The 15113-nt window shown below is 74.6% G+C and carries 12 protein-coding genes; 8 read left to right on the forward strand and 4 right to left on the reverse strand.

Annotation, left to right across the window (positions count from 1 at the left end; translation table 11 throughout):
- Nucleotides 1-3: 3 nt before the first annotated feature.
- Nucleotides 4-1116, reverse strand: coding sequence for a TrkA family potassium uptake protein (locus OG823_RS17030; protein WP_371480420.1), 1113 nt, complete (start codon nucleotides 1114-1116; stop codon nucleotides 4-6).
- Between the two features lie 137 nt (nucleotides 1117-1253).
- On the opposite strand from OG823_RS17030, the gene OG823_RS17035 reads away from it, so the two are divergent.
- From OG823_RS17035 to OG823_RS17055, 5 genes are all read left to right on the forward strand, one after another.
- Nucleotides 1254-2231, forward strand: a complete 978-nt coding sequence (locus OG823_RS17035) for an NAD(P)H-quinone oxidoreductase (protein WP_371480421.1) — start codon at nucleotides 1254-1256, stop codon at nucleotides 2229-2231.
- Nucleotides 2232-2416: 185 nt separating this feature from the next.
- Nucleotides 2417-3655 carry a hypothetical protein gene (locus tag OG823_RS17040; RefSeq protein ID WP_371480422.1) on the forward strand — a complete coding sequence of 413 codons (1239 nt, stop codon included), beginning with the start codon at nucleotides 2417-2419 and terminating at the stop codon, nucleotides 3653-3655.
- Between the two features lie 284 nt (nucleotides 3656-3939).
- The gene (locus OG823_RS17045; protein WP_371480423.1) at nucleotides 3940-4545 is read left to right on the forward strand and encodes a bacterial proteasome activator family protein; all 606 of its coding nucleotides are present in this window, start codon (nucleotides 3940-3942) and stop codon (nucleotides 4543-4545) included.
- Between the two features lie 218 nt (nucleotides 4546-4763).
- On the forward strand, nucleotides 4764-6251 hold the full coding sequence (locus OG823_RS17050; RefSeq protein WP_371480424.1) for a protein kinase: 1488 nt from the start codon (nucleotides 4764-4766) through the stop codon (nucleotides 6249-6251).
- 114 nt (nucleotides 6252-6365) lie between these two features.
- Nucleotides 6366-8105, forward strand: coding sequence for a protein kinase (locus OG823_RS17055; RefSeq protein ID WP_371480426.1), 1740 nt, complete (start codon nucleotides 6366-6368; stop codon nucleotides 8103-8105).
- A 9-nt stretch (nucleotides 8106-8114) separates the two neighbouring features.
- On the opposite strand, the gene OG823_RS17060 is transcribed toward OG823_RS17055, so the two are convergent.
- Both OG823_RS17060 and OG823_RS17065 read right to left on the reverse strand, forming a co-directional pair.
- Nucleotides 8115-9140: a phosphotransferase enzyme family protein gene (locus OG823_RS17060; RefSeq protein ID WP_371484514.1), complete on the reverse strand. Its 1026-nt coding sequence runs from the start codon at nucleotides 9138-9140 to the stop codon at nucleotides 8115-8117.
- Nucleotides 9141-9365: 225 nt separating this feature from the next.
- Nucleotides 9366-10025, reverse strand: a complete 660-nt coding sequence (locus tag OG823_RS17065; RefSeq protein WP_371480427.1) for a response regulator — start codon at nucleotides 10023-10025, stop codon at nucleotides 9366-9368.
- Nucleotides 10026-10406: 381 nt separating this feature from the next.
- Here OG823_RS17065 and pdhA point away from each other — a divergent pair, with 381 nt between their 5' ends.
- Genes pdhA through OG823_RS17080 form a run of 3 tightly spaced genes read left to right on the forward strand, consistent with a single transcriptional unit; the run spans nucleotide 10407 to nucleotide 14019 of the window.
- Nucleotides 10407-11576, forward strand: a complete 1170-nt coding sequence (pdhA, locus tag OG823_RS17070; protein ID WP_371480428.1) for a pyruvate dehydrogenase (acetyl-transferring) E1 component subunit alpha — start codon at nucleotides 10407-10409, stop codon at nucleotides 11574-11576.
- Nucleotides 11576-12550 (forward strand): alpha-ketoacid dehydrogenase subunit beta, encoded by a 975-nt coding sequence (locus tag OG823_RS17075; protein ID WP_371480429.1) that lies wholly within the window; start codon nucleotides 11576-11578, stop codon nucleotides 12548-12550. The genes pdhA and OG823_RS17075 overlap by 1 nt, the downstream gene beginning before the upstream one ends.
- Nucleotides 12551-12561: 11 nt before the next feature.
- A complete protein-coding gene (locus OG823_RS17080; RefSeq protein WP_371480430.1) occupies nucleotides 12562-14019 on the forward strand; it encodes a dihydrolipoamide acetyltransferase family protein in 1458 nt (485 codons plus the stop codon).
- A gap of 85 nt (nucleotides 14020-14104) precedes the next feature.
- On the opposite strand, the gene OG823_RS17085 is transcribed toward OG823_RS17080, so the two are convergent.
- Nucleotides 14105-15046, reverse strand: a complete 942-nt coding sequence (locus tag OG823_RS17085; RefSeq protein ID WP_371480431.1) for a hypothetical protein — start codon at nucleotides 15044-15046, stop codon at nucleotides 14105-14107.
- Between the last annotated feature and the right edge of the window lie 67 nt (nucleotides 15047-15113).

The following is a 15113-nucleotide window of genomic DNA, read 5'->3' on the forward strand; positions in this document are numbered from 1 at the left end:
CGGTCAGTCGGCCAGGGGGGACGCCTGCCGGATGGTGATCACCCGGTCGGTCAGCTGGAGGGTGCCGGCCTCCGGGTCGGTGTAGTTCAACAGCCGCCGCCCCCGCAGTACGGCGACCACCAGGTCGGCGCACTCGCGCGGACTGCGGCCCGCCTCGGCCCGGGTGACCGGCCGCTCGACCACGTCGAGCCCGGTGCCGTAGGTGAGCAGGTCCTCCATCACGGCGCCCGCGCGGGGGCTGAGCATCGACATGCCGAGCAGCCGCCCGGCCGAGCTGGAGCTGGTGACCACCACGTCGGCGCCGCTCTGTCGCAGCAGCGGCGCGTTCTCGTCCTCCCGCACCGCCGCGACCACGGTGGCGGCCTTGTTGAGCTGGCGGGCGGTCAGGGTGACCAGGACGGCGGTGTCGTCCCGCTGCGGGGCGATCACGACCTGGGCGGCGCGCGGCAGTTCGGCCCGCAGCAGGGTGTCCGTCCGGGTGGCGTCGCCGACCACGCCGACCAGACCGTCCCGGGCGGCCTGGTCGACCACCTTCTGCTGGGGGTCCACCACGACGATGGAGTCCTTGGGCACGCCCTGGCCGAGCAGGGTGTGCACGGCGCTGCGGCCCTTGGTGCCGTAGCCGATCACGACGGTGTGCTCGCGCACGGTGGACCTCCATCGTCCGATGCGCCATTGCTGGCGGGTGCGTTCGGTGAGCACCTCCAGGGTGGTGCCGACCAGGATGATCAGGAAGACCACGCGAAGCGGCGTGATCACCAGGATGTTGACGAGCCTGGCGCTGTCGCTGACCGGGGTGATGTCGCCGTACCCGGTGGTCGAGAGGGTGACGGTGGCGTAGTAGGCGGCGTCCAGCAGGTCGACGGAGCCGTCGGCGTTGTCGTTGTAGCCTGCGCTGTCGGCCCAGACGATCAGCGTGGTGAGGGCCAGCACGCCGAACGCGAGCAGCAGACGCTTCATCACCTGCCGCAGCGGCGGCGTCGCGGTCCGGGTGGGCAGCGTGATCCGACGGTCGGCCTCCGAGCCGCCGCGCGCGACGTTCCTGGCTCCGCGGCCGGCGAGCCACAGCCGCGACGGCCTGGCACCGGAGCGCGGTGGGGGGTTCTCGTGGGTCATACGAGGAATCATGCGGTGCACGGCCACCCGGGGCGGCCCCGCCGCGCGGCGGGGCGCGGCCGCGGACGACGGGCCCGCTCCGGCAGGTCGCCGCCGGAAACGACGCGTCCCGTCGCCGCTCGCAGTAGCTTCGGGGCATGCGAGCCATCACGATTCCCAAGCCCGGCGGCCCCGACGCGCTGACCTGGGCCGAAGTTCCCGATCCGGTGCCCGGGCCGGGCGAGGTGCTGGTCGAGGTCGCGGCGACCGCCGTCAACCGGGCCGACCTGCTGCAGCGTCAGGGCTTCTACGACCCGCCGCCGGGTGCCTCGCCCTACCCGGGACTGGAGTGCTCCGGCCGGATCGCCGGGCTCGGTCCGGGCGTGGCCGGCTGGGGCATCGGCGACGAGGTGTGCGCCCTGCTGGCCGGCGGCGGCTACGCGCAACGGGTGGCGGTGCCGGTCGGGCAGCTGCTGCCGGTGCCCGAGGGGCTGAGCCCGGAGGAGGCCGCCGCGCTGCCGGAGGTGGCCTCGACGGTCTGGTCGAACCTGTTCATGGTGGCGCATCTGCGCCCCGCCGAGACGGTGCTGCTGCACGGTGGGGCGAGCGGCATCGGCACCATGGCGATCCAGCTCGCCAAGGCGGTCGGCGCCCGGGTGCTGGTGACCGCCGGCAGCGCGCGGAAGCTGGAGCGCTGCGCCGAGCTCGGCGCGGACGTGGGCATCGACTACCGCGAGCAGGACTTCGTGCAGGCCGTCCGGGAGGCCACCGGCGGCGCCGGTGCGGACGTGGTGCTGGACATCATGGGCGCCAAGTACCTGCAGCGGAACGTGGACGCCCTGGCCCTGAACGGGCGGCTGGTGATCATCGGGCTCCAGGGCGGGGCGAGCGCCGAGCTCGACCTCGGCACGCTGCTCGCCAAGCGGGCCGCCGTGGTCGCGACCTCGCTGCGGGGCCGTCCGCTGGCGGAGAAGGCGGCGATCGTGGCGGGCGTGCGGGAGCACGTGTGGCCGCTGATCGAGTCGGGCGTGGTGAAACCGGTGGTCGACCGGGTGCTGCCGCTGGCCGAGGCGGCCCGGGCGCACCGGGTGCTGGAGGAGGGGGAGCAGGTGGGCAAGGTGGTCCTGCGGGTGTGACGGGGGCGGCCGGGCACGGGCTCCGGGCGGTGCGGTACGGGCTCCGGCCGGTGCGGTACGGGCTCCGGCCGGTGCGGTACGGCTGTTCGAAATGCCCCGATTGTCCGACTGTGTGAGGCTGGTTCGGAGCTGTCCCGCCGCCGGCCGCGCCGAAGCGCGGTCGGCCGTCGGAAGGACCTCCGTCCGTGGCCGCACTTCCGTACGTGATCTCCGAGCTCCTTCCCACCGCCCCGCGCCGTGTCCGCACCGGTGCCACCGGCGGCGCGCCCGCCGCGTCCGGGGCCGGCCGCCGTCGGCCGGTGGCCGGCTGGGCCGGTGTCACGGCCGCCGGGCTGGCCCTGCCGCTGCTGCTGGCCGGCCCCGTCGCCGCTCTCACGGTGCACGGCGACGGCGGGGCGGTGGTCCAGCGCGCCGCTGACCCACCGCCGGCCGCGGACCCGGCGCCGGAGGTGGCCCCGGGCGTGGGCGCGGCGGACGACGCCCTCCAGGCGGCCGCCGGGGCCGCCGGGGCCGCCGCGCAGGCGGTCCAGCAGGCACTGGAGCAGGCCCAGGCCGTGGCCGCCCTCGTCGGGGCGCCGGCCGAGCTGCCGGGGCTGTTCCCGGCGACCGCCGCCGCTCTCGCCCCCTCCGCTCTCGCCCCCGTCGCGACGGACGCGCCGATCCCGGACGCAGCCGACACGCCGTCCGCCGGGGGGCCCGCGGCCTCCCCGGCCGCGGACGCGCCGTCGGCCCCGCCCGCGCCTTCGCCGCCCGCCACGCCCCGGCCCAGCTCGACCCGCTCGGTGACGCCGACCGCCGGGCCGAGCCCGGAGCCGTCCGCCGGGGCGGGGAGTTCCGCGGCGCCGGAGCCGTCCGGGTCCCCGTCGGCCGCGCCCTCGGCCGGACCGGCGGCCGGACCGGCGGTCCCGTCCGCAGCCCCGTCCGGCGCCCCGTCCGCGGTGCCGTCCGCAGCGCCGTCCGACGCCGCCGAGTGGGCGGGCGCCGCTCCCGGGTGGACGGGCGAGGGCCCGCCGTCCGCGTCCCCCGAGCCCGGCGCGGACCCGGCGCCCTCGGCCTCCCCGCTCCACCGGCGCCGTCCCGCCTCGGGCCAGGACTGGGGGGACGGTCGTCTCCCGGCCCCCGTGCAGGCCCCAGCGGCGGGCCGTGGCCAGGGGCAGGAACAGGGGCAGCAACAGGCCCCGGACGCCGGTCGGGGCCGGATCCGGCAGAGCCCGGCTCCGGCGGCCCCGGACGCGCAGTCCCCCGCCGCGCAGGCCCCGGACGCGGACGCCGTGCCGGCCGAGGAGGGCGTCACCGTGGCCGGCCCGGTCGCCGCCGCCCCGCGCTGGAGCGATCCGTCCACGCTCCAGCTGCCGCTCGGGGCGGGGCTGGCCCTGATCGGCAGCGGCCTGGCCCTGGTGGGCCTGCGGATGCGCCGGGGATGATCCCGGCGCGGCCCGGCGGCCGCGCCGGATACGCCCCCCCGCGCGCCGTCACACTTGACCGCGTCTGACGGCCCAGCAGATCATCGTCCCGATGGGGGCCACCACGGGGACGGCCGCACCGCCGGCGAACGCGCGGGGGCGCGCCCGGACGCCGTCCGGAGCCCGGCCGCAGCGTCCCGGGAGCGCGGCGAACCGCAGCCGACCGCGACGAACCGCATCGAACCGCGTCCGGCACGTGCCGGGGCCTTCCGCCCCCCGAAGCCCGGTGAGAGAGAATGGGATTCATGACGAAGCCGATGAACGAGCGCTCGCAGCAGGAGTCGTACCAGGCGTCCGGCGGCCAGTCGCAGGACGGCCCGAAGGTGCTGATCGTCGGGCCGGACGGGCTGCCCGTGGGCCAGGGATTCGCCCGGTTCGGCGATGACGAGGGGTTCGAGCCGCGCGAACTCCCGGTGACGGAGATGGTCGAACAGCCGGCGAAGGTCATGCGGATCGGCAGCATGATCAAGCAGCTGCTGGAGGAGGTCAGGGCGGCGCCTCTGGACGAGGCCAGCCGGGTGCGGCTGAAGGACATCCACGCCAGTTCGATCAAGGAGCTGGAGCTCGGCCTGGCGCCCGAGCTGGTCGCCGAGCTGGAGCGGCTGTCGCTGCCGTTCACCGAGGACACCATCCCCACCGAGGCCGAGCTGCGGATCGCGCAGGCCCAGCTGGTGGGCTGGCTGGAGGGCCTCTTCCACGGCATCCAGACCGCGCTGTTCGCCCAGCAGATGGCCGCCAGGGCCCAGTTGGAGCAGATGCGCCGGGCGCTGCCGCCCGGACTGCACGGCGCCGAGCCCGAGCCGGAGGAGTTCGGCGAGGGCCGGGGAATGCGTTCCGGTCCCTACCTCTAGCCACATCGCCCCGGCCGTCCGCACCGGGGTGTCGCAGCCGGGTCACAGTGTCGGCCCTGCACAGAGCGCTGACGCCCCCAGCCGGTACCCTGACCCCTGTCGCAGGCCCCCCGAGGCCGCGGCGGGGGTCGGGCAGGCCGGTGACGGCGCCCGGTCCGCACGGGACGACAACGAAGTCACGGCCGCGGTGGCACCGGGCCGAGGGGGAGCAGAGGACCATGAGCGAGGACGGCAGTACGGCCGGGGGCCACTCCCTGGGCAACGGCAGGTACCAGCTGCAGCACCTGCTCGGTGAGGGCGGCATGGCCTCCGTCCACCTCGCGTACGACAACGTGCTGGACCGCCAGGTCGCGGTGAAGACGCTGCACACCGAACTGGGCCGTGAGCAGTCCTTCCGGGAGCGGTTCCGCCGCGAGGCGCAGGCCGTCGCCCGGCTCGAACACACCAACATCGTCACGGTCTACGACTCCGGCGAGGACGTCGCCGCCGACGGCGCCACCACGCCGTACATCGTGATGCAGCTGGTCGAGGGCCAGCCGCTGCGCGACGCGCTCAACGAGGCCATCGCCCAGCACGGCGCCATGCCCACCGAGCGGGCGCTGAAGATCACCGCCGGTGTGCTGTCCGCGCTGGAGGCCTCGCACGACGCGGGCCTGGTGCACCGCGACATCAAGCCCGGCAACGTGATGTTCGACCGCAAGGGCGTCGTCAAGGTGATGGACTTCGGCATCGCCCGCGCGCTGCAGTCCGGTGTCACCTCGATGACCCAGACCGGCATGGTCGTCGGCACCCCGCAGTACCTCTCCCCCGAGCAGGCGCTCGGCAAGAGCGTGGACGCCCGCTCCGACCTCTACTCGGTCGGCTGCATGCTGTTCGAGCTGCTCACCGGCCGGTTGCCGTTCGACGGCGACTCCCCCTTCTCGATCGCCTACAAGCACGTCCAGGAGGAGCCGCCGGTGCCCTCCTCGCTGAACCGGGCGCTCCCCCCGGCGGTGGACGCGCTGGTGGCCCGCGCGCTGCGCAAGGACCCGGCGCACCGGTTCCCGACCGCCGAGGCCATGCGCGAGGAGGTCGAGCGGGTGCTCGGCGGCGCCGGCACCGGCAGCCCGCTCCGGGCCGGCACCCCGCTGGTGATCGGCGAGGGCCCCCGGTCCGCGCACGCCTCGACCTCGCTCACCAACATGCCGCAGGTGCCGGGCGACCTGCGCACGCCCGCGCCGCAGGTGCAGCAGCCGTACCAGCCGCAGCACACCGCCCCGCAGTACGGCCCGCAGACGCCCCCGCCGCCGTACCGGACGCCGGCGCCGCAGGCCCCGCACACGCCGCAGCCCTTCGCGCAGTCACAGCCCTTCGCGCAGTCGCAGCCGTACGGGACGCCGCCGCCGCACGGGTTCCAGCAGACGCCGGCGCCCTTCCCGCAGCAGGCGCACACCCCCGTGCCGATGCCGATGCCCCAGCCCGTCCAGCAGCCGGTGTTCGCGCCGCGGCCGGCGAACAGCAACAACGGCTGCGCCACCGCGCTGGTGGTGGTCGGCATCATCGTCGGTGTGATCGTCCTGGTGCTCATCATCATCGGGATCGTGGCGACCAAGGCCGACTCCACGGCCGCCCCGGCCGGTCGGACCGTGCACAGCCTCGCGCTCGCCCCGCAGTCGGTGACTCCGCACCCGAAGGACCTCGCCGCCACCGGCGTCGGCCCTCGGTGAGCTCGTCCCGCCCGGTCGGCCGTGCCACGGCGGGCGGTCCGAGGCGGTAGCGTTCTAGGGATTACGTAGCGACAGGGCGACCGCGATCCGAGCGAAGGCCCGGGGCGAGGAGCGATGGCAAAGACGCAGCAGCCGGGCGACGGCGAGGGTGACCGGACCGTCGGCCGGGAGAACGCCGAGCGGCCCGCCCCCGGCGGGTCCGAGCGCGCGGGCGAGGCCACCGCTCCGACCGCGGCCCTCCCGGCGTCCGCCGCCGTGCCCGGTCCGCAGACCCCGGGTCGCGGCAGCGCGGCCCCGCTCGGCACCGTGGGCGACGGCCGCTACCGCCTGACCCACCGGCTCGGCCGGGGCGGCATGGCGGAGGTGCTCGCCGCCCAGGACGTCCGGCTCGGGCGGACGGTCGCCGTCAAGCTGCTGCGCCCCGAACTGGCCCAGGACGACATCGCGCGGCTGCGCTTCGGCCGCGAGGCGCAGTCGGTGGCCGGCCTCAACCACCACTCGATCGTCGCGGTGTACGACACCGGCGAGGAGCACCACGGCGAGGAGTCCACGCCGTACATCGTGATGGAGCTGGTCGAGGGCCGCACCGTCCGCGAGCTGCTGGTGGACGAGGAGGCGCCGCCGGTCGACCAGGCGCTGATCATCATCGCCGGGGTCCTGGAGGCGCTCGCCTACAGTCACCGGCACGGCATCGTGCACCGGGACATCAAGCCCGCCAACGTGATCATCACGACCGGCGGCGCGGTCAAGGTGATGGACTTCGGCATCGCCCGGGCGCTGACCGGGGCCGCCAGCACGATGACCCAGACCGGCATGGTCATGGGCACCCCGCAGTACCTCTCGCCCGAGCAGGCGCTCGGCAAGCCGGTCGACCACCGCTCCGACCTGTACGCGGCCGGCTGCATGCTGTACGAACTGCTGACGCTGCGCCCGCCGTTCACCGGTGACACGCCGCTGTCGGTGGTCTACCAGCACGTCCAGGACGCGCCCGTACCGCCGTCGCAGGCCAACCCGCGGGTGCCGGCCGGGCTGGACGCCCTGGTGCTCCGCTCGCTGGCGAAGAACCCCGACGACCGCTTCCAGGACGCGGACGAGTTCCGCGCCCACCTCCAGCACGCGCTGCGCATGCTGCACGGCGGCGAGGGGGCCGGCTACCCGGGCGGGGCGGCCGCGGCCGCCGCCGCGGGCCTGGCCGCCGCCGGGCAGGGCCTGGGCGGCGGGTACCCGGGCCAGGGCGCGGGCGGCGCCACCGGCGGCTACGGCTCGCAGGGCGGCACCGCCGTCACCGAGGCGTTCGGCGCGTCCCGCCCGAGCGATCCGACGGCACTGCTCCCGTACCAGAACTCGGCGCCCGCGCACACGCCCCCGACCCCCTACCCGGTGGTCGGCGGGCCGCACGGCGGCGGCCACGGCGGCGGCGACGACGGCGATCAGGGCCGCGGGCGCGGGCCGTGGGGGTGGGTGGCCGGTGTGCTGGCGGTGCTGCTCGCGGCCGGTGTCGGCATCGGGCTCGCGGTGAGCGGCGCCTTCGACCAGAAGAGCCGGGATCCGATCACCACGCCGCCGGCGAGCGTCAGTTCCCAGCCCTCGCCGACGGATCAGGAGTCGTCCTCGCTGCCCTCCCCGACCTCCGCCAAGCCGACCCAGCAGCAGAGCGACGCCCAGACCTTCGTGCCCACGACGTCCCCGAGCAAGCACTTCACCCCGTCGGCGTCGCCGTCGGCGAGCGCGAGTGCCTCGAAGTCGCCGACCGCCTCGGCCTCGCCGACCAGCACGGGCAGCGCGAGCGCGAGCGCCAAGCCGTCCACCGCCAACCCGTCACCCTCGCAGCCGGCCGAGAGCGCCTCGCCCTGACCCGGTGGGTCAGTTGGTGAAGGCGTCCAGGATCTGTTCGTACTCCTGGCACCACCACGCCAACTGGCCCGCCGTGGCGGCGAACAGCGGGTCGGCCCGGTGGTCGCCGCGCTGGTAGTGCCACTGCAGGATCCAGAAGTCGTTCAGCCGCTCCCACCAGACCCGGTGCACGGCCGCCGCGAGCTCGTCCGACCCGGCCGCGCCGACGGCCCGGTAGGCCTGCGAGTAGTGGCGGACCCGGACCAGGTCGAGCACGCCGGTCAGCCGGTCGTTGAAGAGCAGGGTGGCGCCGCGGACGGCCTCCTCGGCGCGCGGCTGCGGCCCGAGCTTGTCCCAGTCGAGGACGGCGCGGATCTCGCCGCCCCCGTACAGCAGGTTGAGGCCGTGGAAGTCCCCGTGGGTCCAGCCGGTGGGCGGGGCCGCGTCCGGGGCGGGCCGCCGGTGGGCGAGGGCGGTCAGCAGTTCCAGCCGTTCGCCCAGCCGCTGCTCGGCCAGCGCGTCGAACGACCCGTAGGGCTGGTGCTCGCGGGCCCGGCGGCGCAGCCGGGCGGCCAGCAGGGTGCTGTCCCGGGGGTCGGCGCTGCGGTATCCGGCGGGTTGCGGGACGGGAGCGCAGACCTCGTCGAGTGCGCCGTGCAGCCGGCCGAGCAGCGCGCCCAGGGCGTCGCACTGCGACAGGTCCAGCTCCGTGCCGTGCCGGTGACCGCCCTCGGTCCAGGGGAACAGCGCGAACAGCCGGCCGCCGAGGGCGGTCACGGTGCGGCCGTCGGCGGCCGCCAGCGGTGGGGGGACGGGCAGGCCCCGCGCCCGCAGGCCGGCGGTGGCCCGGTGCTGGGCGGTGATCGTCGGGCGGCTCGCGGTGGCCGCGTCGACGTAGCACTTGAGGAAGTAGGGGCCGGCCTCGGTGGTGACCCGGTAGCCCCGGTTGAGCAGTCCCTCGGTGACGGGCACGGCGGTCAGCAGGCGGCCCACCCGGTGGCCCCGCAGGACGGCGGCCAGCGCGGCGTGCGGGACGGGCGGGCTGAGCGTCCCCATCGGCGGTGCCTGGAGGTCGGGCCGGGCGGGTGCGCGGGCGAGGGCCCCGGCGGGCGGGCGGGCGGCGGTGGCCGGGGGAGCGGCGGGACGGGGAACGGTGGCGCGGGGAGCGGCGGGCCGGTGCGCGGTGATGGTGCCCGGCGGCGGGTGTGGTGTCACGGCCAGAGCGTAGGGCCCCCGGCCGGGGGCCCTTGACAAAGTGTCAGTGCTGTGCCTGTTGTGCCGTCAGTGCTGCTGGTCGGCCTGATGGCGGGCCACGAAGGCGGCGGCCTGGGTGCGGCGCTCCATGCCCATCTTGGCGAGCAGGCTGGAGACGTAGTTCTTCACCGTCTTCTCGGCCAGGTGCAGCTCGTTGCCGATCTGCCGGTTGGTCATCCCCTCGCCGATCAGGTCGAGGATGCGGCGCTCCTGCTTGGTCAGCTGGGCGAGCCGCTCGTCCTGCTTCTCGCCGCCGTCGCGCAGCCGCTCCAGCACCCGGCTGGTCGCGACCGGGTCGAGCAGCGACTTGCCGGCCGCGACGTCCCGGACGGCGCTGATCAGGTCGCTGCCGCGGATCGCCTTCAGCACGTACCCGGAGGCCCCGGCCATGATCGAGTCGAAGAGCGCCTCGTCGTCGGAGAACGAGGTGAGCATCAGGCACCGGATGTCCGGCAGCCGGGAGCGGACCTCGCGGCAGACCTCCACGCCGTTGCCGTCCGGCAGCCGGACGTCCAGGACGGCGACGTCGGGGTGCACGGCGGGGATCCGGGCCAGCGCCTCGGCGGCGGTGCCGGCCTCGCCGACCACCTCGATGTCGCCCTCGACGGACAGCAGATCGTGGACGCCCCGCCGGACCACCTCGTGATCGTCGAGAAGAAATACTCTGATATGTCCGTTTGTCGTCACGTCCAAAGAATCCCATATCACGCGGGGAATCGGCCATCGCCCGCCTCGGCGCGCTGCTCCGGCGCCGCCGGGGCGGACAAAACCGATCCCCATTACCCCCTTACGCGGAGCCCGCTGCCCGGATAGCGTGCGCAGGTGTCCTGACGGCCACCGTCGTGAGAGCTGCACCACAGCCGCCGCTCTCGGGTGCGGGAACAACTAGGACGTCCTAGCGCAAGCGCGCCAAGGGCTGTCGCTGGGTAACGTTCTCGTGAGGTACGTCGTCGGAAGAGGATCACCACCTGCCCCGCAGCCGGCGCGCACACCCACGCGCGCCACGCGAGGCGGTGACCGGACCGGTCACCGGCGACCCCGGGCGGCCGGACAGACCGAGGAGTGAACGTGACCGTCAAAAGCACGACGAGGGCGCGCAAGAAGGCAGCCCCCGCCGTACCTGACACCCTCCCCACGGGCTCGGGAGCCCCGCTCGACGAGGGAGGCCGGCCGGATCTCGTCCAGCTGCTGACCCCGGAGGGCGAGCGGGTCGAGCACCCGGACTACCCGCTGAGCACCACCCCCGAGGAGCTCCGCGACCTCTACCGCGACCTGGTCCTCGTCCGCCGTTTCGACGCCGAGGCCACCTCCCTGCAGCGCCAGGGCGAGCTCGGCCTCTGGGCCTCGCTGCTCGGCCAGGAGGCCGCCCAGGTCGGCTCCGGCCGCGCCATGCGCCCCGGTGACTACGCCTTCCCCACCTACCGCGAGCACGGCGTCGCCTGGTGCCGGGACGTGGACCCGCTGAACCTGCTCGGCATGTTCCGCGGCGTGAACCACGGCGGCTGGGACCCGAACGAGAAGAACTTCCACCTCTACACCATCGTGATCGGCTCGCAGACCCTGCACGCCACCGGGTACGCGATGGGCATCACCAAGGACGGCACGGACGACGCGGTGATCGCGTACTTCGGTGACGGCGCCTCCAGCCAGGGCGACGTCAGTGAGGCCTTCACCTTCGCCTCGGTCTACAACGCGCCGGTGGTCTTCTTCTGCCAGAACAACCAGTGGGCGATCTCCGAGCCGACCACCAACCAGACCAAGATCCCGCTCTACCGCCGTGCCTCCGGCTTCGGCTTCCCGGGCGTGCGGGTCGACGGCAACGACGTGCTGGCCTGTCTGGCGGTGACCCGCTGGGCGCTCGACCACGCCCGCAGCGGCAACGGTCCGGTGCTGATCGAGGCCTTCACCTACCGGATGGGCGCGCACACCACCTCCGACGACCCGACCCGCTACCGGCTCGCCGAGGAGACCGAGGCCTGGCGTGCCAAGGACCCGATCTCCCGGCTGAAGGCCCACCTGGAGCGCGAGGGCCTGGCCGACGAGGAGTTCTTCGCCTCGGTCGAGGCGAAGAGCGAGGAGCTGGGCCTGCGGGTGCGCGAGGGCGTACGGTCCATGCCCGACCCGGATCCGACGCTGATCTTCGACCACGTCTATGCGGAGCCGCACACGCTGGTCGACGAGGAACGGGCCGAGTACATCGCGTACGCGGCCTCCTTCGAGGGCGGGGAGAACCTCTGATGGCCGGTCAGCTCAGCATCGCCAAGGCGCTCAACGAGGCCCTGCGCAAGTCGCTGGAGGAGGACCCCAAGACGCTGCTGATGGGCGAGGACATCGGCAAGCTCGGGGGCGTCTTCCGGATCACCGACGGGCTGCAGAAGGACTTCGGCGACAACCGGGTGATCGACACCCCGCTCGCCGAGTCCGGCATCGTCGGCACCGCGATCGGGCTCGCGCTGCGCGGTTACCGGCCGGTGGTGGAGATCCAGTTCGACGGCTTCGTCTACCCGGCGTTCGACCAGATCGTCTCCCAGCTCGCCAAGATGCACGCCCGCGCGCTGGGGCACGTCAAGCTCCCCGTCACCATCCGCATCCCCTACGCGGGCGGCATCGGTGCGGTCGAGCACCACAGCGAGTCGCACGAGGCGTACTTCGCGCACACCGCCGGCCTGCGGGTGGTGACCCCCTCCAACGCGCACGACGCGCACTGGATGCTCCGCCAGGCGATCGCCTCGGACGACCCGGTGATCTTCCTGGAGCCCAAGCGGCGCTACTGGGACAAGGCCGAGGTGGGCGACACCGCCGACCTCCCGCTGCACGACGCCCGGATCGCCCGGCACGGCACCGACGCGACGCTGATCGCGTACGGCCCGATGGTCAAGGTCTGCCTGGACGCGGCCGCGGCCGCCGAGGAGGACGGCCGCCGCCTGGAGGTCGTCGACCTGCGCTCGCTCTCCCCGGTGGACTTCGCCACCCTGGAGGCGTCGGTCAGGCGCACCGGGCGGGCCATCGTCGTGCACGAGGCACCGGTGTTCCTGGGCATGGGCGCCGAGCTGGCCGCCCGGCTCACCGAGCGGTGCTTCTACCACCTGGAGGCGCCCGTCCTCCGGGTCGGCGGCTACCACGCGCCGTACCCGCCCTCCCGGGTGGAAGAGGCGTTCCTGCCCGACCTCGACCGTGTGCTCGACGCCGTCGACCGCTCGTTCGCCTTCTGAGCACGGGAGCGATGATGACCACCGAAGTTCGCTCGCTGCGCGAGTTCAGGATGCCGGACGTCGGCGAGGGCCTCACCGAGGCCGAGATCCTCACCTGGTACGTCAAGCCCGGTGACACCGTCACCGACGGTCAGATCGTCTGCGAGGTGGAGACGGCCAAGGCCGCGGTCGAGCTGCCGATCCCCTACAACGGGACGGTCGACCAACTGTTCTTCCCCGCCGGTGCCACGGTCGACGTCGGTACGGCGATCATCACCGTCGCGGTGGCCGGGGCACCCGCCGCGGCGGCTCCGGCGGCGGCTCCGGCGGCCGCTCCCGCCGCCGCCGCCGTGCCGGAGCGCCGTGAGGTGCTGGTCGGCTACGGCCCGCGCACCGGCGCCGACCGCCGCCGGGTCCGCAAGACGGCGGCCGCCCCGGCCGTCGTGGTTCCGGTCGCGGTACCGGTCCCCGCTCCGGTCGCGGTGCCGGTACCCGTACCGGCGCTGCCGCAGCAGGCCGACGGCGGCACGGGCGAGCGGCCGCTCGCGAAGCCGCCGGTGCGCAAGCTGGCCAAGGATCTCGGCATCGACCTGCGGACGGTCGTCCCGACCGGCCCGGACGGTGTGATCACCCGGGAGGACGTGCACGCCGCCGCCGTGCCGGCCGGAGTCCCGTCGCCGGCCGCCGTTACCGCCACCGCCACCGCCACCGCCACCGTTGCCGCCACCGCCACCGCCACCGCGGCCGGCACGGAGCCGGTCGTCGCGGCAGCGGCCCCGGCCGGTGCCGGCGACGTGCGGATCCCGATCAAGGGCGTCCGCAGGGCCGTCGCGCAGGCGATGGTGGCCTCGGCCTTCACCGCCCCGCACGTCACCGAGTTCGTCCAGGTCGACGTCACCCGCACGATGAAGTTCGTCCGCCGCCTCAAGGAGACCGGCGAGCTGGGCCGGGACGTCCGGGTCAGCCCGCTGCTGCTGGTGGCCAAGGCCCTGCTGACCGCGATCAAGCGGCACCCCGAGATCAACGCGCAGTGGGACGAAGCGGCGCAGGAGATCGTCATCAAGGGGCAGGTGAACCTCGGCATCGCCGCGGCCACCCCGCGCGGCCTGATCGTGCCCAACATCAAGGACGCCGGCGCCCGGACCCTCTCCGGCCTCGCGACGGCGCTCGGCGAGCTGGTCGACACCGCCCGTCAGGGCAAGACCTCGCCGGCCGAGATGCAGGGCGGCACCGTCACCATCACCAACGTCGGCGTCTTCGGCGTCGACACCGGAACCCCGATCCTCAACCCCGGTGAGGCGGCCATCCTCGCCTTCGGCGCGGTCCGGGAGCTGCCCTGGGTGCACAAGGGCAAGGTCGTGCCGCGCCAGGTGACCACTCTGGCGCTCTCCTTCGACCACCGCCTGGTGGACGGGGAGCTGGGCTCCAGGGTCCTGGCGGACGTCGCCGCCCTGCTGGAGCGTCCGAAGCGTCTGATCACCTGGGGCTGACCCGCGCGAACAGCAGGACGAGCAGAGAGCAGGGCCGTACCCCCACCGCCGTGGGGGTACGGCCCTGTGGTTGCCGTGCGGTCGCTCAGCCCTGGTTTCGCAGGCGGCGCACGGCGATCAGGGTGCCCGCGCCGAGGACGACGAACGAGGCGGCCGAACCGAGCAGGAAGCCGTTCGGGCTGCTGCCGCCGGTGTGCGCGAGCTCGGACGCGGCGGCGGTGGCCGGGGCCGTCGGGGATGCGGTCGGGGCGGTGCCGACGACCCCGGCGGGCACGGCCGACGCCGTGGCGGCGGGGGTCGGGGCGGTGGTGGTGGGAGTGCTGGTCGGCGTGGCGGGTGCCGTCGACGGGGCCTGGGTGGGACCGGGCCGAAGGACCTTCATCGTGAAGGAGGCGGACTTGCCCTGGTCGGTGATGCCGCCGAAGAGATCGAGGGAGTCGACGTCCCGGGCGGTGCCGGCGGCCAGCCCGACCCGGAAGTGGAACTCCAGCCGGTCGCCCGGGTCCATCGGCTGCGCGAACTCGGAGGTGTCCGCCCGGTTGCCCGGGTCGCAGTACCGGACGACCGCCAGCTTCTGCCACGCGCCGCCGTGCCTGACCTCGACGGAGAGGTCCTGCGGGCGGACCTCGCCGCCGAACCGGTCGGTGTGGGCCGTGGCGTTGATGGAGAGCATCGGGGCGACCTTCTCCAGCCGGACGTCGGCGAGGTTCCTCAGCGTCAGGTCGAATTCCACCGGGGCGCCGCCCGTCGTGATCTCGTGCGGGAGCGGCGTGCCGAAGTCGGCCGCCGGGTCGGGCCGGTAGTCGTTCGAGCCGCTGCGCTTCGCCGTGCCGTTCGCGGTGGCGGTGGCGGTGGGCCGGTCGGTGGCGGCGGCCTCCGGAGCGCCGCAGGCCGACGCGGAGAACGCCCCCGGCAGCAGCGGGAGACCCGCGCTGATGACCAGGGCGGCGGCGCCGGCGCCGAGAGCGGAGCGACGGGAGAGCGAGGTGACATTCTTCGTGAATACGGAGATACCGGACGCGCGCATGACGTGTTCCCCCTGGAACCTGGTGATGACGGTGTGATGGCTGAAGAAGACCGGCCCGCTCCTGCTG

It is taken from the genome of Kitasatospora sp. NBC_00315 (assembly GCF_041435095.1).
Classification (GTDB): domain Bacteria; phylum Actinomycetota; class Actinomycetes; order Streptomycetales; family Streptomycetaceae; genus Kitasatospora.